The following is a 20,678-nucleotide window of genomic DNA, read 5'->3' on the forward strand; positions in this document are numbered from 1 at the left end:
GGTTTTCACCAATGGCGAATGCCATCGTTATATTGGCCAGGTCAGCAATAGCATCGGAACGCTGACGATCAGCACGATCAATGACAACGGCAATCCAAGGCGGGCGTAATCGCCGAACCGGTAGCCACCCGGCCCCATCACCAATGTGTTGCACTGATGTCCGATCGGCGTCAGGAAATCGCAACCGGCACCGATCGCCACTGCCATCAGGAAGGCATCGGGCGCAAAGCCAAGCTTTTCCGCAAATGTTGCCGCGATCGGCGCCATGACGAGCACGGTCGCTGCGTTGTTGAGGAATGGCGTCACCGCCATCGCAGCCACCAATATCAACGCCAGCGCCCCATAAGGGGGCAGCATTTCCGCAGTGCGCGACAAAAGGTCGGCGATGACATCCGTCGTTCCCGTGGTCTTGAGGGAATCGCTGATCGGGATCAGCGCCGCCAGCATCAGCAGGATGGGCGCATCAAGATATCCGTAGAGGCCGCGCAGCGGCAGCGATCCGCTTGCAACCATCATGAATGCTGCGGCAAAGAATGCCGCCGCAACCGGTACGCCGCCAAAAGCTGTCGCACCCATGGTCGCGACGAGGATCAGCACCGGAATCAGCCCGTTGCGGACACTGCCGAGCTTCACATCGCGTTCCACCAAAGGCAGGCAGCCCCATTCCCGCAGCATATCGGGCAGACGCTGCAAGTCGCCTTGAAGCACCAGCACGTCACCGTTGCGGATCTTGATTTCACCCAGACGCTCGACAAACCGCTTGTCTCGGCGGCTGACAGCCAGCAGGTTGAGGCCCGTATTCTCAAACAGCGACAGATCCTTGGCACTCAGGCCAATCAGCCGCGAGTGTTCTCCAACGATCGCTTCCACCGCGCTGACGTCCTTCGCCCGGTCCTTTTCGGGAGTCCGGTCGGACAGCTGCAGTTTTCCCTCACTAACGATCTTGTTGAGGGCGCCCTGCTCTCCCTCAATGATCAGGACATCGCCTTCCTTGAGAATCGTATCGGGCAGGGGAGTGCGTTTCCGGTCATTGTTGCTGATGATCGCGGTTACCATTGCATCGCCATGTGCCGGCTTTTGCAGCCAGCTGATCGATCGGCCGACCGCAGACGATTGTGCAGTCAGGCTCGCCTCGGTGGTGTAGTTCTTGATCTTCACGGCCTCGTCCATCGAGGCCTCCTCCTTCACCCGTTCAGGAAGCAACCTGTAGCAAACGGCAAGAAAGATAATCCCGGTCACGGTCAGGGCCGCGCCCACGGGCGTGTAATCGAACATCGTGAACGGCGTCCCGGTAATTTCCTCGCGCACCCGCGAAACGATGATGTTGGGCGACGTGCCAATCTGCGTCATCAACCCGCCCAACAGCGAGGCAAACGACATCGGCATCAGGAACATCGAGGGAGAGACCCGGGATTTTCGCGCCATGTGGATGGCCACCGGGATCATGATCGCGAGCGCCCCGATATTCTTGATGAAGGCGGAAAGCACCGCAACGATGACCACCAGAATGACAAGCTGCATCCGGGGAGACCGCTTCTCAGGGGAAAGGTGCCGCAGCGCCACATCCATGATGCCAGACCGCGATATCGCCGCACTAACGACCAGAGCGCTGCCGACAATAATGACGATATCATCGGAAAAACCAGAAAATGCGTCTTTGGCCGGAACGATGCCGACGAGAACAGCGGCCAGCAGAGACCCTGCCGCAACGATGTCATAGCGATACCGCCCCCACACGAATGCAGCCATCATCAACGCAATGATGAGAAGGGAAAGCCATTGGTCTGTTTGCATGAATGTATCCTGATGGGCGCAGATAAACGCTCAAGACCGCATTTTGATGCATGCGGTCAAAACAAATTTTCTGTATTTCACATTGTCGGCTATCCGTTTTCATCCGGCCGGTAGTGTACGTCACGTTATTGCCGAAAACGGGTAAAGGACGAGCCCCTTTCTTTCCACATGAAACGGAAAAACAGAACGCCCATTCAATGGAAGACATTGGAGTCGGCCGGATGCCCTGGCTGCAGCTGCGGGCGAAAGAGGATGTCCGCCATTGCGTTTTCTTCCTGTCTGCTTCAGGCCGCGCTTTTCGTCGGAGGGGCCGCCTCCACGCGGCATACCGGGACATTTTCGCGCGCCCCCTTTCATCACCACCAGCGCTATGCCAAATTGGCCCCATGAGATTCATGTCGATCATCCATCGGGCTCTGCTCTTATCCGCGCTGCTCGGGATCATCCTTGGTCCCGTCACAATCGGCGTGGCCAGTAGCGCCATGGCGTCGTCAGTTTCGACGCATATGACAGCGATGGATATGGCGGAAGACATGTGCTGCGGCCCCGACGAGACGTCGGGCTGCGGTGGCGTAGCTTGTCCGCTGGCGGTGCTTTGCGCCACGGCCTTTGTCGGCCATGCAGTGGACGAACAGGCGGCGCTCCTCAATCCGGTCTGGACCGCCCATCAATTTTTGCGCGCGCGATATCCGCTCCTTACATCGACGCAGGTCGATCCGCCGGCACGGCCTCCCAGGGCCTGATCCCACATCATAGAAGCACGCCAGCACGGTCGCTCAAACGGGCACCGGGCCGGGATCGTGCACGGGCACATGCCGACCGAAGACGGCCTCGTCAAAGGGCGGCGTTTATCCGGAGCGACGGTGTCAGCCACCGGCAACAAGCTGACAAAACATTGGAATACACGACGTGAAGGAACAACGGCATGAACATGGATAGAAGACGCTTTATCTGCACGGGCATCGTCATCGCGGCCACGCTCACGGGTTTGGGGCAAGCCTTTGCCGCACCGGAGACGATGATCGTCTACAAAGACCCGAACTGCGGTTGCTGCCATCTCTGGGCGGAGGCAATGACGGCCGAAGGGTTTAACGTCAAAATTGAGGACCGTGATGATCTGACACCCATCAAAGCGCGTCTCGGGGTCCCGGACAATCTGCAGGGATGCCACACCGCCACAGTGTCCGGTTACTTCCTTGAGGGCCATGTGCCGCTGGAGGCGGTGCGTAAGCTGCTTGATGAAAAGCCGGTCATCGCCGGGTTGGCTGTACCCGGCATGCCGTCCGGGTCGCTGGGCATGGGAGACAATCCGAATGCGGCTTACGACGTCTATGCAGTGGCGAAGGCACCTGGGGGAACACAGAACGTCTTCATGGCAATCACGCCCAAAGGATAAATAGCATTTGCCGTTTTTCGGCAGTTGAGTCCGCTGCTGCCGTCAGGCAGCAGCGGCTTCGCCCAGACTAAGCCTGCGAAGCCGGGAGCGAATTCGAACCAATACTCGGCTTAACGCAAAACCAGCCGCAGCGCCTTTTGCGTCTCTTTCAGCAAAGGCAGATAACGCCTCACCATTTCAGCGGCGGGCACATGGGCGGCCGGCGCGCCAATGTTGATGGCCGCAACCACCCGGCCACGGTCGTTTTCGATCGGTACTGCGATGGAACATAGCCCCAGTTCCAGCTCCTGGTCGATCACGGCGCACCCCTCGGCACGGATATTCCGGAGTTCCTCCATCAGGATCTCCGGGTCTGTTTTCGTCAGCCGCGTATTCGCCTTCAGTTCGGAGCGGTCCAGAATGCCGCGCGCCTCGGCCTCCGGCAAGGCGGCCAGCAGAACCCGCCCCATCGACGCGCAATAAGCGGGTAGGCGCGAGCCGGGCGACAGGTTGATCGACATCACCCGTTTCTGCGAGGCGCGGGCGATATAGACCACTTCCGTCCCATCGAGAACGGACGCCGAGGCGCTTTGCCCGGCCTTTTCCGAGAGCTGATCGAGATATGGCTGAATGATTAAGGGCAGGGGCGTTGCCGACAGATAGGCATGGCCAAGCCGCAGCACCTTCGGTGTCAGCGTAAAAAATTTGCCGTCATAGTCAGCGTAACCGAGATCGGCGAGCGTCAACAGGCAGCGCCTGACCGTTGCCCGGTCGAGCGCCGTCAGCTTGGCCGCCTCGGCGATGGTGAGTTTCGGCCGCGTTTCTCCGAAAGCTTCGATGACTTTGAGGCCGCGCGCAAAGCCGCTGACAAAATCCGATTCCCGCATGCCAAAGCTCCCGCAACTCAATCCATATTGTGCGTTATACGAACAAAAATTAAATAACGCACGAAATATTTGACGCTATACGGATTCGAGTGCTTATTTGCGCCATCTGTGATGACAGCTCAGGAGGAGAATGCCTTGGCACGACTGATTTCGCTGGCGGAAGCCATTTCCGAGTACGTGAATGATGGCGATACCGTCGCCATGGAGGGTTTCACCCACCTGATCCCCTATGCCGCCGGTCATGAAGTGATCCGGCAGGGCAAGAAGGATCTTTTCCTGATCCGCATGACGCCGGACATTCTCTACGACCAGCTGATCGGCACTGGCGCTGCACGCGGGATGAAATTCTCCTGGGGCGGCAATCCCGGCGTCGGCTCGCTGCACCGTTTCCGCGATGCCGTTGAAAACCAGTGGCCGCGGCCGCTGGAGATCGAGGAGCACTCCCACGCCGCCATGGCCAACGCCTATGAGGCAGGCGCTGCCAACCTGCCATTTGCGATGCTGCGCGGTTACATCGGTGCAGATCTGACGAAAGTGAACGCGAACATCAAACAGGTCACATGCCCCTTCACCGGCGAAGTGCTGGCGGCCGTTCCGGCCATCCGCCCGGATGTGACAATCATCCATGCGCTGCGGGCCGACCGGAAGGGCAACGTGCTGCTCGAAGGTATCGTCGGCGTTCAGAAGGAAGCGGTGCTTGGTGCCAAGCGTTCGATTGTCACGGTCGAGGAGATCGTCGATGAACTCAACCCTCCATCTCCGAACTCTGTCGTCCTGCCGTCCTGGGCGGTGACTGCGGTCGTCGAAGTGCCGGGCGGGGCCTTCCCGTCCTATGCGCAAGGCTATTATCCGCGCTCCAACGCCTTCTACATCGCCTGGGATGAGATCGCCCGCGACCGCGATACCTTCCAGGCCTGGATCGAAGAGAACATCATGAAGTCCGGGCCGGAAGACTTTGCCAGGCATGCGAAGAAGGCAGCGTGAGGAGACAACGATGAGTGATTTCACCCCCACCGAAATGATGACCATTGCCGCCGCGCGCGCGCTCACCAATGACGACGTCTGTTTTGTCGGCATCGGCGCACCGTCCGCCGCCTGCAATGTCGCACGTCTCACCCATGCGCCTGACATCACGCTAATCTACGAAAGTGGCACGGTGGGTACCAAGCCGGATGTTCTGCCGCTGTCGATCGGTGATGGCGAGCTCTGCGACACCGCACTGTTCACTGTCTCGGTACCGGAGATGTTCCGTTACTGGCTACAGGGCGGCCGCATCACCACCGGATTTCTCGGCGGCGCTCAGATCGACAAGTTCGCCAACCTCAACACCACGGTCGTCGGCCCCTATGACCATCCGAAAGTCCGCCTGCCGGGCGGCGGTGGCGCGCCGGAGATCGCCAGCAATTGCGGCCAAATCTTCATCACCATGGCGCTCTCCAAGCGCGGCTTCGTCGACAAGCTCAACTTCATCACGTCCATGGGCCATGGCGAAGGCGGCAACCACCGCGAACGGCTGGGCATGAAGACCAAGGGCCCGACCCGCGTCATCACCGACCTGTGCATTCTTGAGCCGGATCCGGTCACCAAGGAGCTGACCGTCGTTTCGATCCATAAGGGCGTCACCCGCGAGCAGGTTGCCGAGAACTGCGGCTGGCCGATCAAGTTCGCCGAAACGGTGATTGATACACCGGTTCCGACGAACATTGAGCTTCAGACCTTGCGCGACATCAACGCCCGCACCAAGAAAGCCCATCAGGGCAACAAGGAAGCCGCATAAATGACTGAGGCCTATATCTGCGATTATATCCGCACCCCGATTGGCCGCTTCGGCGGCGCGTTGTCCTCCGTCCGCGCCGATGATCTTGGAGCCATCCCGCTCAAGGCGCTGATGCAGCGCAATGTCGGCGTCGATTGGCAGGCGGTCGATGACGTCATTTTCGGCTGTGCCAATCAGGCGGGCGAGGACAATCGCAACGTCGCGCGCATGTCACTGCTCCTTGCCGGACTGCCGTTAGAGGTTTCGGGCACGACCATCAACCGGCTCTGCGGCTCCGGCATGGATGCCGTGATCGCGGCCGCCCGCGCCATCCGCGCCGGTGAGGCCGATCTGATGATAGCCGGCGGCGTCGAAAGCATGTCGCGTGCGCCCTTCGTGATGCCCAAGGCCGAAAGCGCCTTTTCGCGTGCAGCGGAAATCCACGACACGACGATCGGCTGGCGCTTCATCAACCCACTGATGAAGAAGCAATACGGCGTCGATTCCATGCCTGAAACAGGCGAAAACGTCGCCGAGGATTACAAGGTCAATCGTCAGGATCAGGACGCCTTCGCCGTCCGTTCGCAAAACAAGGCCGCAGCGGCGCAAGAGAATGGGCGGTTGGGTCAGGAGATCACATCCGTAACCATTCCGCAGCGCAAAGGCGAGCCGATCGTCGTCGACCGGGATGAACATCCGCGCACCACGACGATCGAGACGCTCGCCAAGCTCGGCACACCGTTCAAGAAGGAAGGCGGCACCGTTACCGCGGGCAATGCCTCCGGCGTCAACGATGGCGCCTCGGCGTTGATCATTGCGTCGGAAGCCGGAGTGAAGAAACACGGTCTGACGCCGCTCGCCCGCATCATGGGTGGCGCTGCAGCGGGCGTGCCGCCGCGCATCATGGGCATCGGCCCCGTGCCGGCTTCAAGAAAGCTGATGGCTCGGCTTGGTCTGACGCAGGACCAGTTCGATGTGATCGAACTCAACGAGGCCTTTGCAAGCCAGGGCCTTGCCGTCCTGCGCCAGCTCGGCATTGCCGACGATGACCCACGCGTCAACCGCAACGGCGGTGCCATCGCGCTTGGCCACCCGCTCGGCATGTCCGGCGCCCGCATCACCGGCACCGCAGCACTCGAACTCAAACTCACCGGCTGCCGTTATTCGCTTTCGACGATGTGCATCGGCGTCGGGCAGGGGATCGCGATCGCGCTGGAACGTGCCTGAGGGTGGAGAGGTTGGTGAAGCGTGAGGCATTCCAGAAGTTGCTCGCAAAAGGACTTCTTGTCGTCATAGGGGATTCGTATATACTTCTTTGTATATATTGTCCGTGGAGATACCAATGACCCAGCGTGCAAAAGTATTCCAATCGGGAAACTCGCAGGCGGTGCGGCTACCGAAAGAATTCCGCTTCGACGTCGATGAGCTTGAAATCACGCGCGAAGGTGATGCCGTCATCCTACGACCGTCGGTAAAAAACAAAGAAACCTGGAGTGGTTTGAAGGCCGCAATAGCCCGTGGGTTCAGCGACGACTTCATGGTAGACGGCCGCCAGCAACCTGAGATCAAAGATAATCCTGCCCTGGGAAATCTCTTCCGATAATGCGCTATCTTCTTGATACCAATGCTCTCATTGGCCTCATCGGTCAAAAGTCCGAGCGGCTGGTCCAACGTGCACTCGCATGCGAGGCTGGTGCCATAGGCCTTTCCACCGTCGTATTGCACGAATTGTACTACGGCGCCTATCGAAGCCAGAGAGTGGACTTCAATCTCGAGAGCATACGTCTTCTGACACAGGACTTTCATCTGGTCGCCTTTGATCGCGATGACGCGCAAATCGCTGGTGACGTAAGGGCAAAGCTCGCCGCTCTCGGAACACCGATCGGCTCCTTCGACACTTTGATTGCAGCGCAAGCAAAGGCCAGAGGGCTGATCTGCGTTACCAACAACACACGTGAGTTCCGGCGTATTGCAGATTTAAAAGTCGAAGACTGGACAGCCGCAGACTGACGCCTCAGTAAGGCAACCCCACGTAATTCTCCGCCAAAGCTGTCCCCGCTGCGCGGGAGTGGGTGAGATAATCCAGTTCCGCTTCCTGAATCTTCTGGTCGAATGCACCGGTGTCCGGAAACCGGTGCAGCATCGTCGTCATCGACCAGGAGAAGCGGACAGCCTTCCACACACGGGAAAGGGCACGGGTGGAATAGGCATCGATGCCGGCAGGTGAACGTTCCCGGTAATACTCGCAGAGGCCCGCATAGAGGTAATGGACATCGCTCGCCGCCAGATTGAGACCCTTGGCGCCCGTCGGAGGCACGATATGGGCGGCGTCGCCGACAAGGAAAAGACTGCCGAATCGCATCGGCTCGGCCACGAAGGAGCGCAGCGGCGCGATCGATTTTTCAAAGGACGGGCCAGTGACCAGTGCCTCCGCATGGTGGGTAGGAAGCCTGCGGCGCAGCTCGTCCCAGAACCGGTCATCGCTCCAATCCTCGATCTTCTCGTCCAGAGCGCATTGCAGGTAGTAGCGGCTGCGGCTTTCCGAGCGCATCGAACAGAGCGCGAAACCGCGTGGGTGGTTGGCGTAGATCAGTTCGTGATTGACCGGCGGCACATCGGCGAGCAGACCAAGCCAGCCGAATGGATAGACTTTTTCGAATGTGGTGACCGATTTTTCCGGCACTGACCTGCGGCTGACACCGTGAAAGCCGTCGCATCCAGCGATGAAATCACAATCGATGCGATGCGTGATGCCATCTCGCTCGTAGGTCACATAGGGCGACTCGCCATCATAATCATGCGGACAGACATTCGAAGCATCATAGATCGTCGTGGCTCCGATTGCCTCCCTGTGCTGCATCAGGTCACGCGTCAGCTCGGTCTGGCCGTAGATCATGACACCCTTGCCGCCGGTCAGGTCCTTGAGGTCGATGCGATGATCGCGCCCGTCGAAGGCCAGGGAAAAACCGTTATGGGGCAGGCCCTCGGCGTGCATCCGTGCTCCTGCACCGGCCTTATCCATCAGCCCGACGGTCCCTTGCTCAAGCACCCCCGCACGGACCCGGCCAAGAATATAGTCTTTGTCGACACGATCCAAAATGACGGCCTCGATGCCGGTTTTCGCCAGCAATTGCCCGAGCAGCAGTCCGGACGGACCCGAACCGATAATGACGACCTGCGTGCGCATCTTTTCCTCCCGAAACAGTGCAGTCCAATTGTTGCACCGGTACGGGACTGCCTCCATGGACATTGAACCCAAGAAATTGCACAAATCGAACATTCCGGATTTTTACGGAGCCTAGATGCGCGCAATCCCCACCTACGACCTCTACGGCGAAAAGAACGGCGATTCCCCCGGTTTCTGGTTGCATTGCGAAACGATCCCGTCACGCAGCAGCCTGCATCACTGGGAGATCAGGCTGCATCGCCATGAGCAGTTCTTTCAGATCCTGTACATTGCGGCAGGATCAGGCGATGCGGTTTTTGGCGACGTTGTGGAGGCGATCGCCGCGCCTGCTGTCATCACAATACCGCCCCTTTCCCGTCACGGTTTTCGGTTCTCGAAGGATATTGACGGTTATGTCTTCACGGTGCTGACGAAGCGCTTGAAAACCATGCCGGGCGATCACAGCCAGTTTGGCGCGTGGCTAGGCCTCCCGCGTCTGACGGCGCTGCCGCCGGACCATGCCGACAGCCGTTACATCGCCGATACGCTGCATCGCCTTGCCGCAGAAGCAGCAGCCCGGCGAACAGGACCGGCGGATCTTTGGGAGGCATACCTGACATCCGCACTCAGGCTGACGGCGCGCCTGTCTGCTGCAGGGCAGGGTGACGAAGACGGCGGGACAACGGAAAACGATAGACGGCTGAACCGGCTGACCGGACTGATTCACCAGCATTTCCGCTCGCATAAGCCCGTATCATTCTATGCGACTGCTCTCGGTATTTCCCCGACACATCTCAACCGAATCGTCAAACAGCTGACCGGCAGCAGCACCCAAACACTGATCAACGGCAAGCTGATCGACGAAGCTCAGCGCGAACTGTTGTTTACGCAAATCCCGGTACAGGAAATCGGCTTCCGGCTCGGGTTTATCGATCCGGCTTATTTTTCCCGTTTTTTCCTGGCGCGAGCAGGTCTCTCACCGCGGCAATGGCGCCGTAGACAGGGTCGGGAAGACTGAACCATGGGCGCTCTGCGCACTTGCAACCGCCGATCGTTGTCTGCTGGACCTTGGCAAGGAACCAGCCAGCATATCGGATTGTCGTAATCAACGCAGAGCGCATGGACTGCCGCAAGTTTGCCGGATAGAAATCTGCGCGACAGGCACAGCACGCTGCCGTCTAAAATGGCATCAGAGTTTTCGGAGACCGCATGAGCAAGGCCCCATCGACGCTTCAGACCGTAAGCACTCCGGCCGTTCTGGTCGATCTTGACATCGCCCAGCGCAATATCGACCGTTTCCAGGCCTATGCCAACGCACATGGATTGAAGGTTCGCCCGCACATCAAAACGCATAAGCTGCCGGCGGTGGCCGAGATGCAGTTGCGGGCAGGGGCCATCGGCGTGACTTGCCAGAAGGTGTCCGAAGCGGAGGCGATGGTTGCGGCCAGCCCGGAGATCCGGGACGTTCTCATCACCTACAATATCCTCGGCGTCGAGAAGCTGAGCCATCTCACGGCTCTTGCTGGAAAAGTAAGGCTAAGCGTCGTTGCCGACAACGAAACCGTCATCGACGGCCTCTCAATGGCTTTCGCCTCGGAACCGGCGCCGCTGCGCGTGCTGGTGGAGTGCAATACCGGAGCTGACCGCTGCGGCGTGCCGACCCCGGAAGCAGCAGCAGCCCTCGCACAACGGATCGCCAAGGCGCCCGGTCTCGTGTTTGGCGGACTGATGACCTATCCGCCGGCAAATGATGCGGCCGCTGTCGAATCCTTCATGAACCGTGCCAAGGCTTTCATCGAAGCGGCAGGCATCAAGGTTCCGGTGATCACGTCGGGCGGCACACCGTCGATGATGGAGGCGGCCAAGGCACCGGTGACAACCGAATACCGGCCAGGAACCTATGTTTATAACGACCGCTCGCTCGTCTCGCGTGGAGCCTGCACATGGGACGACTGCGCCCTCACCGTCCTTGCGACTGTCGTTTCAGTCCCCGCCGCCAATCGCGCCATCGTCGATGCGGGCTCGAAGGCGCTGACCTCCGACCTGCTCGGCTTGTCCGGATACGGCCATGTGCTCGGCCGCAACGACATTGCCATCGACCAGCTCTCGGAAGAACATGGCCGCCTCGTCAGCGAAGGCCCGATCAATTTGAAGGTTGGCGACAGGCTGCGGATCGTGCCCAATCACGCCTGCGTCGTCACCAATCTGGTCGATGCGGTTAGTATCATCGAGCAGGGCGAGATTTCAGCCGTCTGGCCCGTTGTTGCACGCGGCCGGATTGTTTGATGATCGCATCCGAGGTGGGGGGCGGGTCTTACACCGGCGCATTGAAAACAGCTTCGATAGGGTGATCGTCCGGATCGATGACGACGGCTGCATAATCGTTTGGGCCATAGCCCGCGCGCAGGCCAGGCTCACCATTGTCGCGGCCGCCGTTTTCCAGCGCCGCTCTGTGGAAATCATCGACCGCCTGACGGCTCGGCGATGCCAAGGCCAAATTGAACCCCGGACCGGGTGGGCGCTGCCCGTCTGGTCGCAGCTTGATCGCCAGCTTGTCACCAACATCAGCAATCCCGCAGCCAATCGCCTGATCGGGATCGCCGGCAACAAGATCCTCCCAGACACGGACATAGCCGAGCGGCGCGAGAGCCGCATCGTAAAATGCGGCCGCGCGTTCCATATCGGATATCCCGAACGAAATATGATGGAGCATGTGTGCGGGAGCTTGCGGCGTTTACAGTTTTCCGGTCAAAATCTTTTATGTCGCAGATGGCGACGATCGATACCGCGTCGATATGTTGCAAGGCGGAGATCCGCAATCCCATTCTTCACAGCTTACACTGCGGCCCGACCCATCGCAGGCTTGCAAGCTGCAAAAAGCCGCGTTCCCAACGACGATCTGCTTTGTGGGGTGGGTGAGCCGGGCGGCCGAAAATATATTTGACGCTCGGCTCACCAATGTCGCGAAGGGAAGGGCGATAGGCCTTTTCTCAATTCAGTATGGTGAAGTTCAACTGGGGCAGTCACGTGCAGAACCGCGCCACGCTCGGAATTCTCTTTCTTAGTCTCGGCATCCTCGTCTTCTCGCTTCAGGATGCGGTTATCAAGGCGGTATCGGGCGATTATGCGCTAACGCAGGTCGTTTCGTTCCGGTGTCTCGTCTCCGTGCCCATCCTGCTGCTGCTCGTGCATTTCGAGGGGGGCACAGGTACGCTTTTCACGCGCGAATTCTGGCCGTTGATCTGGCGCGCCGCTCTGCTGTTAGTCGGCTACACCACCTATTACATGGCTTTTCCCGCGCTGCCGTTGGCCGATGCCGTCGCACTCTATTTTACCGTGCCGCTGTTCATGCTCGCTTTGGCGCCTTTCATCCTTGGCGAAACCGTCGGCTGGCGGCGCATCACGGCCGTCTTCGTCGGGTTCATCGGCGTCGTAATCATGCTCAGACCCGGGGCAGGGCTTTTCGAACCTGCAGCACTGCTGTCGCTGTCGTCAGCCATCACCTATGCGCTGGCCATGCTGATGGCCCGTAAGATGGGGACCGGGACGACGGCTTCCGTGATGGCTTTCTACCAGAATGGCGTCTATCTCGCAGGTGCGCTGGCGATCGCCGGGTTCTTTCATCTGACCGGCATTCACCAGGCGAACCACAAGTCGATTGAGTTCCTGATCCGCCCCTGGGTCTGGCCGACGCCGACAGATGCGTTGCTGATGGGCTCATGCGGCGTGATCGCCGCAATCGCCATGACCTTGCTCACCCATGCCTACCGGATCGCCAAGGCAAGCGTCGTCGCTTCGTTCGAATATACCGGCATGCTCTGGGCGCCGCTGTGGGGCTTCCTGTTCTTCGGCGAAATCCCCTATCTCACGACTATCGCCGGCGCCTGCCTGATCGTCATCGCCGGTCTTTTCGCGCTCTCATCGCCAGCAGCTCAAGAAAACACGGTGGAAGCCGGATAGCCCAGCCGCACGGTGAGGTTGGGCAAGAACACCCATCGGCAAATATTCAGCGCTGCAGCATGCCCCGCAAAGCCGGGATCACGATGCCGTCAGACGCACCGGGCGGAACGCTGGAAATTCTTCTGCACCAACATCTCAAGCACTTGCTATCGACCCGCGCAGAGTTTCTGCTCAAGACTTTCTCCCAGAGCTTGTCTCGCCTCCGAACCCCCGACTGCTTGGCTTACGACAAGCTATCCCCTAAGCTTACATTCTGACCATGGACAGTGGCAGCTATCCGCTGAAACATTCAGCCAACGCTGGCCTGTTTTTCTCTCCCGTTGACAACGGCGGCTTCAGTGACCGGACAGAACCAGTGTTTGCACAGGCAAAAGCACGGCCTGCATTCGCAGGATCATGGCATGCACAAGCCCGACCGCATCCACCATATGCAGGAAGGCCCAACGTAGAGCGCCGATGTTCTTGTCTGCGAGCGCGTCGTGGTTGTTTGTATATGCATTGGCAATGCAGCTGCTTCCCGGCGGAATTCCCTCCAGCTGTCCAGGATAGAGCGGCTCCAGAAAGACGGTGAGGGTTCCAGGCTTGCTCATTTGGGCCACATCGATAAGCTGATCCGTCGGCCGCAATTGGCCGGCTGCAATGACATCTTGGACGGCGGTTACCACCATCGGAATGATGGTGAAGGGTCGGCCGATACAGGTCGCCTCGGCAATCATCCCCGGCTTCAGAACTTGTGCCTCGATCTGCCCGAACCCCGCTATGAGAGCCACCCTACCTGCCTCGCTGGGCACCAAGATGCCAGCAGGACGCAGCATCGAATTGACAATGTCGCCAGGGCGCAACGTAAATTGCTGGACCGAGCCTGAAACGCCCGCCTTGACAACGGTCTTGTCCAGCTCAACCTGCGCTTGGGCCACCGCAGCTTCAGCGCTCGCTTTTTGAGCGGGGAACAGGGTAGAAAGCTGCGTCTCCAAGGTCTTTCTCTTGGCTAATGCTGAATCCACAGCGCCCTGACGACTGTCGATGGATGTCTTCAAACGTTCGACTTCCCGCCTGGAAACAGCATCACTTTTCAAGAGCTGCGCCTTCATTTCGTATTCGTCCACGGCCATCTGATAGGCGCCCTGCGCCTCCCGGATTTGTCCATTTGCGCCAGCAAGTTCGGTTTGAGCTACTTCCGTCTCAGCAACGACTTCCGCGATGCGGCGGCGGGAGGTCTCAAGGGCCGCCTCCTGCTCGGAACCGTCCATCCGGAACAGCGGTGTACCTATCTCGACCTTCTGATTGATACCGATATAGACCTCTTCAACGCGGCCCACCGTTTCGGGTAGAATTGTCACGGTTCTAAACACCGCCGTGACGCTCTTCGTCGTGGGGTGAAAATAGAAAATCATCGTAATCAGCAAAACGGTCAATAACAGGCACGCGGTGATACCCCACCGCAGTTCATACCACACGCTGTAAAGGGTAATTTCGCGCCCGATCCGTTTTCCCTGGGCATATCGGCGGATGAGATAGTCGGGGAGGATCGTCAGCATTGAACAGAGCATCAATTCAAACATGGTTCAAATACCCCCACCATGTGCGTCCGTCTTGGCCGCAGGGTCGATTGCGTTGACTGGCTCTTCAATGATTAACGCCGGATCTCCTGTTGCAGCGGCATCACGCCCGGAAAGCTTCGCCAGCGACTGCGCTATTGAATAGAGCGGAGATGAGAAATCGGGTATCTGAATGAAGGCCAACAAAAGACCAGCGATCCAGAAGAGATGATTGTGCGTGAACAGCGAGATCAGTGCCAGGATCGCCACGATCTCCATCTGCACCTTGCTGGTCCGGTGCGCCCTGCGCTCGGGAATGGAATGAAGCTGAAAGTACAGGTTCCCCACGACGAGGACGGCGATCAGCAGAAAAACCACGACCCCATTGAAGAGGTAGTCAGTTTGTCCAGGCTGCGTGATGAAAACAGGTAAGTGTTCGATAGCGGCTGGATGAATCGGTTCGGCCACTTATATCCTCCCTGGCGGAGCACAGTTGCGGTTCGGCTACATAAACGGGAAAAATACTGTTTTACCTGGCGAAGAACCCGCCGAGATGAGTAAATCTTCCGCGTTTTATGCAGCGTATATTACGAACAGTTGAGCTGTCTACCAAGCTGTCTGGATATATTTCCGACGAACTGCTGAGCCCTTGTTATTTGGTGCGCCATCTGTTTCGCACTTCAGAAAACACCAGTGCATCGCCAACAAAGCCGAAAATGGCAGAGTGACGAAATGAAGGGCGATTCACTCTTCCCGACAATCAACTTCTCGACGCTTTGACATGCTGCGGGCGACGGCTGTCCGACCACAAGCTGTGTTAAGCGGCCAGCCGGCTTGTCGTGATACGGCCGACTGAGAAGGAAGGTCACCTAGCGTGCGGCTGCACTATGGACAAATGCACGGATTGCATAGATGCTGAATCAATCTGGTGAAACTCTCAGTTTGAAGTAAGGGAAACTGCCATGAAGAAGTTTGTCGCTGCGGTTGGAATAATTGTTGCCCTAACGTCTTGCACGGCGACAGAACGAGGGACTGCAATCGGAGCAGGCTCCGGAGCGATAATTGGCGGCGTTGTCAGCAATAGCTGGGGTGGCGCAGCTATTGGCGCCGTGGCTGGTGGAGTTGTAGGCAACCTTATCGGCCGTTCCCACGAGCGCCAAGGCTACTGCGTCTATCGTGATCGCAACGGTCGGCGCTTCGAGGCGCGCTGCCGATAACGAACTGTCCATCCTCTTAAGGCTTGTTGCGAGCTGCGCCCAGAGGACGCTGAGACTATCGTCGATGACTTAGAGCGGTTGCATTTGCATGACGCCACCTCTCTGTCGTCGACCTGATAGCTGCGCGGCCGGCCGGCAAGTCCGGCTTAGAAGATCCCTTCCGAACTTGTTGTTTCTTTTCCCCACCTTGCAATCCTCGCAGGGAGTGGAAATGAGAACCGAGAAGCCTTGCTTCAGGCAACCATTGCGATCCATACGCCCGTGACTCGCGGAAGGATCGAGACAGAAGCGCAGCCGGGATTACCTGCCATCTCCCAAACAATCCGCCATGAAATCCATGGACCATGTTCGGGACTGCAGGCACGATCAAGGCATACGGTTGTCCCACGTCAAGCGCCTGCTTGGCTTGATCCTGAGGTTCAACACAACACCTCTGAGCAAACGATCATTGTCACTGCGATCGATTAATGTACGCGCCGATTGAGACAATTTTTACTTGGCTGAGTGCCCGCTCGATCTCAACTGCAAGGCCATCAACCAGTTCGGTGAACTCGCGTCGCCGATCGTCGCGGATGTCGCTCGGCATCTGTTCGACCGCCAGCAGAGCCTGTTCAACGCATGCCAGGTCGTCGCACATAGTTCGAAAATTCTCATTTCTCTCTATGAGGGTCCGCATCTGGGCCGCATGTGTTGGAAACCGCCGGAGCACTGCAGCTAGGCCCTCATCCCCCGAGTTAAAGCTGGTTCGCTCCTTCATTGCCAACCTCCAGTCTGACGACACCATTCCGGTGTTGCGAACCATCACAATAGGATGTTGCGGGCAAAGCTTAACGTAACATACTTGAGACTACGCGTGTTCATGGAACCCGCGTAGGAAAACGCGTTTGGCCGCCTTGGTAATTGAGGTGTTTGCAAGAGCTTATGTCCGTTCGACCGATAGAGGCTACGTGATGCTACAGGCTCCCGCTTTGAAAGCACGCTAAGATGGGAGCAGTTGCTGCTCGCAATCGATTTTATAGGAATACCGAAATTTAACGTCCAAAGCGTCACCCATGTTCCTGGGCGATTTTCCCGGGTTTTCTTTTCCTTGTCGTGATGACACTCTTTTACGACGTCATCCCCATCCGCGATATTCGGCGCCTCTTGGTATCGTCGCGAAACTATCCAAGACAGGAGGCGGCGCGGTGTTTGCAACGGCCGGTCTGATCGAGCGCATTGGCCTTTGGATATCGACGACGCCCTCCATAGTTTACGTGCTTGCGGCACGGGAAGGCTGAGTAGTTCGACACAATTAACATGAAGTCCTGATGTGGGAGGCACGACAATGGGAAAGAAACAGAACGATAAGAGCGAATCCGCATCGTCTGAGGAAAGTGGCGATAAAAAAGTGCGCGACTACGATAAGCAGATGGAGAAACTTGTAATCGAGCTTGCCCATCTGCAGGCATGGGTGAAAAAGACCAGCGCGCGTGTTGTCATCATTTTCGAGGGCCGCGATGCGGCCGGCAAGGGCGGCATCATCAAGCGCATTACAGAGCGCGTCAGTCCGCGTGTCTTTCGCGTTATCGCACTGCCGGCGCCGAGTGATCGCGAAAAAAACCAGATGTACATGCAGCGCTACATCGCCCACCTGCCCGCTGGCGGCGAGGTCGTGATTTTTGATCGCAGCTGGTACAACAGGGCGGGTGTCGACAGGGTCATGGGGTTTTGCAGTGAAAAGAAGGCGCGCCGTTTTCTGGAACTCGCGCCACGTTTCGAGGCGGCAATCGTCGAGAGCGGCACGATTATCCTCAAATACTTCCTCACCGTCAGTGACGAAGAGCAGGAGCGCCGCTTCCAGCGCCGTATCGACGATCCGGTGCGGCAATGGAAGCTGAGCCCCATGGACGTCACGTCCTATCAGAAATGGTGGGATTATTCGCGCGCCTATGACGACATGTTGCGTATGACGGACAGCGAGCATGCGCCTTGGTGGGTCGTTCCCTCCGACGATAAAAAGCGTGCACGTATCAACTGCATATCGCATATCCTGCAGTCCATTCCCTATGAGCGCGTGAAGTTTGATCCACCGGATCTTGGAAAACGCCAGAAGCGGCCGGCCGACTACACAGAGGATACAAGCTCGCGTCGAACCGTGCCGGATGTCACCTGATCGAAGGTCACTTTCTGTGGCGCCGCTGCGCCGGCACGTTGGCGGTCGTCTCACCACCGGCGAAGGGCTGTGCACCGATGGCTGCTGCCACATCATTGACTGATGGCGTCACGCACGCGAAGTTACATGTATCTACAGGTGGAATACTACCATTCGCCGGGATGAAAGCGCAGGATCGGCCCGCGGGTTGATCTTTCTGACTGCCGTCGCCTGGTCGTTGGAGCCCATACTGGCTCCGTTCCGGGTGGTGTTTCAACTCTGTCCATAGCTGAGCGGCATCTTCGGTGCGGCCGAACGTGAGGATTCAAGTGATGAAATTCCGCGGACTTTCGATATATTCACGCTCTTTGTCGGCCACCCTTCTGGCGTTGGCGATTGGCTTGGCGGGTGGTGCAACAGGTCCTGTCCAAGCGCAGCAGCAGGCCTCCCCAGCAGCTGCGAGCGGCGGCCAGACGGATGAAACGCCGGATCTGCTGACCGAGGACGAACTCGAGGTGCTGGTAGCGCGCATCGCGCTTTATCCCGATGAACTGGTGGCGTTGATCTCTTCCGCTTCGCTCTTTCCGCTGCAGATCATCGAGGCGCAACGTTTCCTCGATCAGAAAAAGAAGGACAAGGACGCCAAGCCCAAGGACAGCTGGGACGACAGCGTCATCTCGGTGCTCAATTATCCAGAAATCGTCAGGATGATGAGCGACGACCTTGACTGGACGCAGGCACTCGGCAGCGCTCTTGCCTATCAGCAGAAGGACGTGCTGATGGCGATCCAGAACCTCCGCGACAAAGCGGTAGCCAGCGGTGTCATCAAGACGGACGAAAAGGTGAAGGTCGAAACGCAGGGCGAGAACGTCATTATCCGGGCGGCAGACCCGGAAAAGATCTACGTTCCGAAATACGAGCCGGAAATGCTCTATGAGCCTGGCTACGTGCAGGCGCCGATCGCCTACTACGACGAGCCCTATCAGAGCTACTATTATCCATCGGCACCCTATTTTGCAGCGGCCATAACCGGCGCCGCGATCTGGGCATCCGTGGTCGATTGGGGCGATGGGGGTGTCTGGGGCGGCCGCTGGAATGGCGATGTCGATATCGATTGCAACAAATGCTTCAACAACATCGATATCGACCGCAACAAGTTCAAGATGGGCGACGTCGACTGGAAAAATGTTGACCGGTCGAAGATCAACTTCGACAAGAACCAGATCGCCAATATCGACCGCAGCAAATTCACCAACGACTTCAAATCGAATCGCGGCAACAACATCGCCAACCGCGCCAAGGATGTTCGCGGCAATGGTGGCGACCGCGTGACCAACAGGCCCAAGGTGACGGTGGATGACGTTCGCAAGAGCAAGGTCGATGCCAACCGTCAACGCGCGGACCGCGACCGGGCAGCCAATGCCAACCGCAACGCTGGTAACAACGTAGGTCAGGCTGCGGCAGCACGAAAGGACGGTGGCAATGCGGCCGCCAACCGGCCCGCAGCTGGCAACAACAAGGTTTCCAACAAGCCGAACAACGCCAACCGCAAGGTTAATAAACCGAAACCGGGTGGGCAGGCCAACAACAGGTCCGGTAATCGCTCTGCGGTCGGAAACGTTAGCAACAAGCGCCAAACGCAGGCGTCTTCGAACCGCGGCCGCCAATCGATGAACGGAGGCGGGCAGCGCCGGCCGCAGTCGATGGGCGGCAATCGCGGCGGCGGCGGGCGTCAGATTCATCGTGGTGGCGGTGGCGGGCGCGGCGGTGGACGTGGTCGATAACACAGAGGTGGTCAGGAGTTAACGATGATGAAAACTGCACGTGAAGGACTGATGTTCGCCGCTTTCGGGGCGCTGCTTCTCAGCGGAACAGTGTTGACGGGGCCAGCTTTTGCTGCGGATCAGGACAAGGATCCGCCACTCGAGGAGTATATGTCGGCGGACAGCCCGCCCGAATTCGATACGCCCGAACAGGCGGTCGAGGCTTTCAAAACGACCGTCACCGGTGGCGATTTTGACAAGTTGGCGCAACTGCTCGGACTGGATGCGGCGAAAGCCAAGGCGAGTGACGGCGCGACCGATAACTTTGCTGCGATCGAAACCGGCGTGAAAGAAAAGGTTGTCCTCGAGGACCAGGATAAGGCGAAGGTACTGGAGATCGGAAACCAGCTTTGGCCCTTGCCATTCCCTCTGGTAAAGACGGAAGGCGGAAAATGGGTGTTCGACACCTATGCCGGACTTGAAGAAATCGCAAACCGTCGCGTTGGTGAAAACGAAATTTCGACCATCGATACAGTACGGGCCTATGTCGACGCGCAAGAAGATTACGCCTCTGAAGATCGCGACGGCGACGGCGTGCTGGAATATGCGCAGAAGCTGATCAGCAGCGATCGGACACATGATGGGCTCTACTGGCCATCCGAGCAGGGGGATGGCGATGAAAGTCCCGCCGGTCCGGCCCTGGTCGATGGCAATGCTCTTGAAAAGGCCAAGGCGGGTCTGGGCTATAACGGCTACCGCTACCGGATCCTCACCGGCCAGGGGGAGAATGTTGCCGGTGGCAAGTTCGATTATATCATCAATGGCAACATGATCGCGGGTTTTGGATTGGTCGCCTGGCCCGTGAAATACGGCTTCACCGGCGTCAAAACATTTGTCGTCAACAAAGCCGGTGTTGTTTACGAGGCGGATCTTGGAGATCACACCTCCGGCGTGGCCGAGAAGATCCGTACATTCAATCCCGGAGACAAGTGGAGCGTCGTCAGCGAGTAATCAGGAGTAAAATTTCAATATAAATGGCGTTGCGTCGCTCCTTTTTGTTGCGTACACTCCCGAAGAATACCTAGGCGTGC

General features: G+C 58.2%; 21 protein-coding genes. 14 read left to right on the forward strand and 7 right to left on the reverse strand.

Annotated features, from left to right (window positions below):
- Window positions 1–27: 27 nt before the first annotated feature.
- On the reverse strand, window positions 28–1,794 hold the full coding sequence (locus R6X40_RS25000) for an SLC13 family permease (protein WP_318417109.1): 1,767 nt from the start codon (window positions 1,792–1,794) through the stop codon (window positions 28–30).
- 395 nt (window positions 1,795–2,189) lie between these two features.
- On the opposite strand from R6X40_RS25000, the gene R6X40_RS25005 reads away from it, so the two are divergent.
- Complete coding sequence (locus R6X40_RS25005) at window positions 2,190–2,537, forward strand: hypothetical protein (RefSeq protein WP_318417111.1); 348 nt, start codon at window positions 2,190–2,192, stop codon at window positions 2,535–2,537.
- A gap of 188 nt (window positions 2,538–2,725) precedes the next feature.
- A complete protein-coding gene (locus tag R6X40_RS25010; RefSeq protein WP_318417331.1) occupies window positions 2,726–3,190 on the forward strand; it encodes a DUF411 domain-containing protein in 465 nt (154 codons plus the stop codon).
- A 110-nt stretch (window positions 3,191–3,300) separates the two neighbouring features.
- On the opposite strand, the gene R6X40_RS25015 is transcribed toward R6X40_RS25010, so the two are convergent.
- Entirely contained in the window at window positions 3,301–4,056 is a 756-nt protein-coding gene (locus tag R6X40_RS25015) for an IclR family transcriptional regulator (protein ID WP_318417112.1), read from the reverse strand.
- A 135-nt stretch (window positions 4,057–4,191) separates the two neighbouring features.
- On the opposite strand from R6X40_RS25015, the gene R6X40_RS25020 reads away from it, so the two are divergent.
- The 5 genes from R6X40_RS25020 to R6X40_RS25040 all read left to right on the forward strand — a co-directional run bounded on the left by R6X40_RS25020 (window position 4,192) and on the right by R6X40_RS25040 (window position 7,822).
- The gene (locus R6X40_RS25020) at window positions 4,192–5,040 is read left to right on the forward strand and encodes a CoA transferase subunit A (RefSeq protein ID WP_318417114.1); all 849 of its coding nucleotides are present in this window, start codon (window positions 4,192–4,194) and stop codon (window positions 5,038–5,040) included.
- A gap of 10 nt (window positions 5,041–5,050) precedes the next feature.
- Window positions 5,051–5,833, forward strand: coding sequence for a CoA-transferase subunit beta (locus R6X40_RS25025; RefSeq protein ID WP_318417116.1), 783 nt, complete (start codon window positions 5,051–5,053; stop codon window positions 5,831–5,833).
- A complete protein-coding gene (gene pcaF, locus R6X40_RS25030; protein WP_318417118.1) occupies window positions 5,834–7,039 on the forward strand; it encodes a 3-oxoadipyl-CoA thiolase in 1,206 nt (401 codons plus the stop codon).
- Between the two features lie 115 nt (window positions 7,040–7,154).
- The gene (locus R6X40_RS25035; protein ID WP_318417119.1) at window positions 7,155–7,415 is read left to right on the forward strand and encodes a type II toxin-antitoxin system VapB family antitoxin; all 261 of its coding nucleotides are present in this window, start codon (window positions 7,155–7,157) and stop codon (window positions 7,413–7,415) included.
- Window positions 7,412–7,822, forward strand: coding sequence for a type II toxin-antitoxin system VapC family toxin (locus R6X40_RS25040; RefSeq protein WP_318417333.1), 411 nt, complete (start codon window positions 7,412–7,414; stop codon window positions 7,820–7,822). The genes R6X40_RS25035 and R6X40_RS25040 overlap by 4 nt, the downstream gene beginning before the upstream one ends.
- Before the next feature lie 4 nt (window positions 7,823–7,826).
- Here the strand turns inward: R6X40_RS25040 and pobA are convergent, their stop codons facing one another.
- Complete coding sequence (pobA, locus tag R6X40_RS25045) at window positions 7,827–8,999, reverse strand: 4-hydroxybenzoate 3-monooxygenase (protein ID WP_318417120.1); 1,173 nt, start codon at window positions 8,997–8,999, stop codon at window positions 7,827–7,829.
- A gap of 115 nt (window positions 9,000–9,114) precedes the next feature.
- Here pobA and R6X40_RS25050 point away from each other — a divergent pair, with 115 nt between their 5' ends.
- Entirely contained in the window at window positions 9,115–9,996 is an 882-nt protein-coding gene (locus R6X40_RS25050) for a helix-turn-helix domain-containing protein (protein WP_318417121.1), read from the forward strand.
- 191 nt (window positions 9,997–10,187) lie between these two features.
- Window positions 10,188–11,264 carry a D-TA family PLP-dependent enzyme gene (locus R6X40_RS25055; RefSeq protein ID WP_318417123.1) on the forward strand — a complete coding sequence of 359 codons (1,077 nt, stop codon included), beginning with the start codon at window positions 10,188–10,190 and terminating at the stop codon, window positions 11,262–11,264.
- Window positions 11,265–11,292: 28 nt separating this feature from the next.
- Here the strand turns inward: R6X40_RS25055 and R6X40_RS25060 are convergent, their stop codons facing one another.
- Window positions 11,293–11,691, reverse strand: a complete 399-nt coding sequence (locus tag R6X40_RS25060; RefSeq protein WP_318417124.1) for a VOC family protein — start codon at window positions 11,689–11,691, stop codon at window positions 11,293–11,295.
- Window positions 11,692–12,005: 314 nt separating this feature from the next.
- Between R6X40_RS25060 and R6X40_RS25065 the strand changes: the two genes are divergently transcribed.
- Window positions 12,006–12,938 carry a DMT family transporter gene (locus tag R6X40_RS25065; RefSeq protein ID WP_318417126.1) on the forward strand — a complete coding sequence of 311 codons (933 nt, stop codon included), beginning with the start codon at window positions 12,006–12,008 and terminating at the stop codon, window positions 12,936–12,938.
- Between the two features lie 335 nt (window positions 12,939–13,273).
- Here R6X40_RS25065 and R6X40_RS25070 read toward each other — a convergent pair whose 3' ends face one another.
- Together R6X40_RS25070 and R6X40_RS25075 are read right to left on the reverse strand one after the other, a co-directional pair.
- Window positions 13,274–14,500, reverse strand: coding sequence for an HlyD family secretion protein (locus R6X40_RS25070; protein ID WP_318417128.1), 1,227 nt, complete (start codon window positions 14,498–14,500; stop codon window positions 13,274–13,276).
- 3 nt (window positions 14,501–14,503) lie between these two features.
- A complete protein-coding gene (locus R6X40_RS25075) occupies window positions 14,504–14,944 on the reverse strand; it encodes a hypothetical protein (RefSeq protein WP_318417130.1) in 441 nt (146 codons plus the stop codon).
- A 494-nt stretch (window positions 14,945–15,438) separates the two neighbouring features.
- Between R6X40_RS25075 and R6X40_RS25080 the strand changes: the two genes are divergently transcribed.
- Window positions 15,439–15,693 (forward strand): YMGG-like glycine zipper-containing protein, encoded by a 255-nt coding sequence (locus R6X40_RS25080; RefSeq protein ID WP_318417131.1) that lies wholly within the window; start codon window positions 15,439–15,441, stop codon window positions 15,691–15,693.
- A 451-nt stretch (window positions 15,694–16,144) separates the two neighbouring features.
- Here R6X40_RS25080 and R6X40_RS25085 read toward each other — a convergent pair whose 3' ends face one another.
- Complete coding sequence (locus tag R6X40_RS25085) at window positions 16,145–16,450, reverse strand: hypothetical protein (protein ID WP_318417133.1); 306 nt, start codon at window positions 16,448–16,450, stop codon at window positions 16,145–16,147.
- A gap of 567 nt (window positions 16,451–17,017) precedes the next feature.
- On the opposite strand from R6X40_RS25085, the gene ppk2 reads away from it, so the two are divergent.
- The 3 genes from ppk2 (at window position 17,018) to R6X40_RS25100 (ending at window position 20,598) form a co-directional block, all read left to right on the forward strand.
- The gene (gene ppk2 / locus R6X40_RS25090) at window positions 17,018–17,845 is read left to right on the forward strand and encodes a polyphosphate kinase 2 (RefSeq protein WP_318417134.1); all 828 of its coding nucleotides are present in this window, start codon (window positions 17,018–17,020) and stop codon (window positions 17,843–17,845) included.
- A 311-nt stretch (window positions 17,846–18,156) separates the two neighbouring features.
- Window positions 18,157–19,608, forward strand: coding sequence for a DUF3300 domain-containing protein (locus tag R6X40_RS25095; RefSeq protein WP_318417136.1), 1,452 nt, complete (start codon window positions 18,157–18,159; stop codon window positions 19,606–19,608).
- Between the two features lie 24 nt (window positions 19,609–19,632).
- Window positions 19,633–20,598: a DUF2950 domain-containing protein gene (locus R6X40_RS25100; RefSeq protein ID WP_318417138.1), complete on the forward strand. Its 966-nt coding sequence runs from the start codon at window positions 19,633–19,635 to the stop codon at window positions 20,596–20,598.
- The last annotated feature ends 80 nt before the right edge of the window (window positions 20,599–20,678 follow it).

The organism is Rhizobium sp. PL01 (assembly GCF_033447125.1).
GTDB lineage: Bacteria > Pseudomonadota > Alphaproteobacteria > Rhizobiales > Rhizobiaceae > Pararhizobium.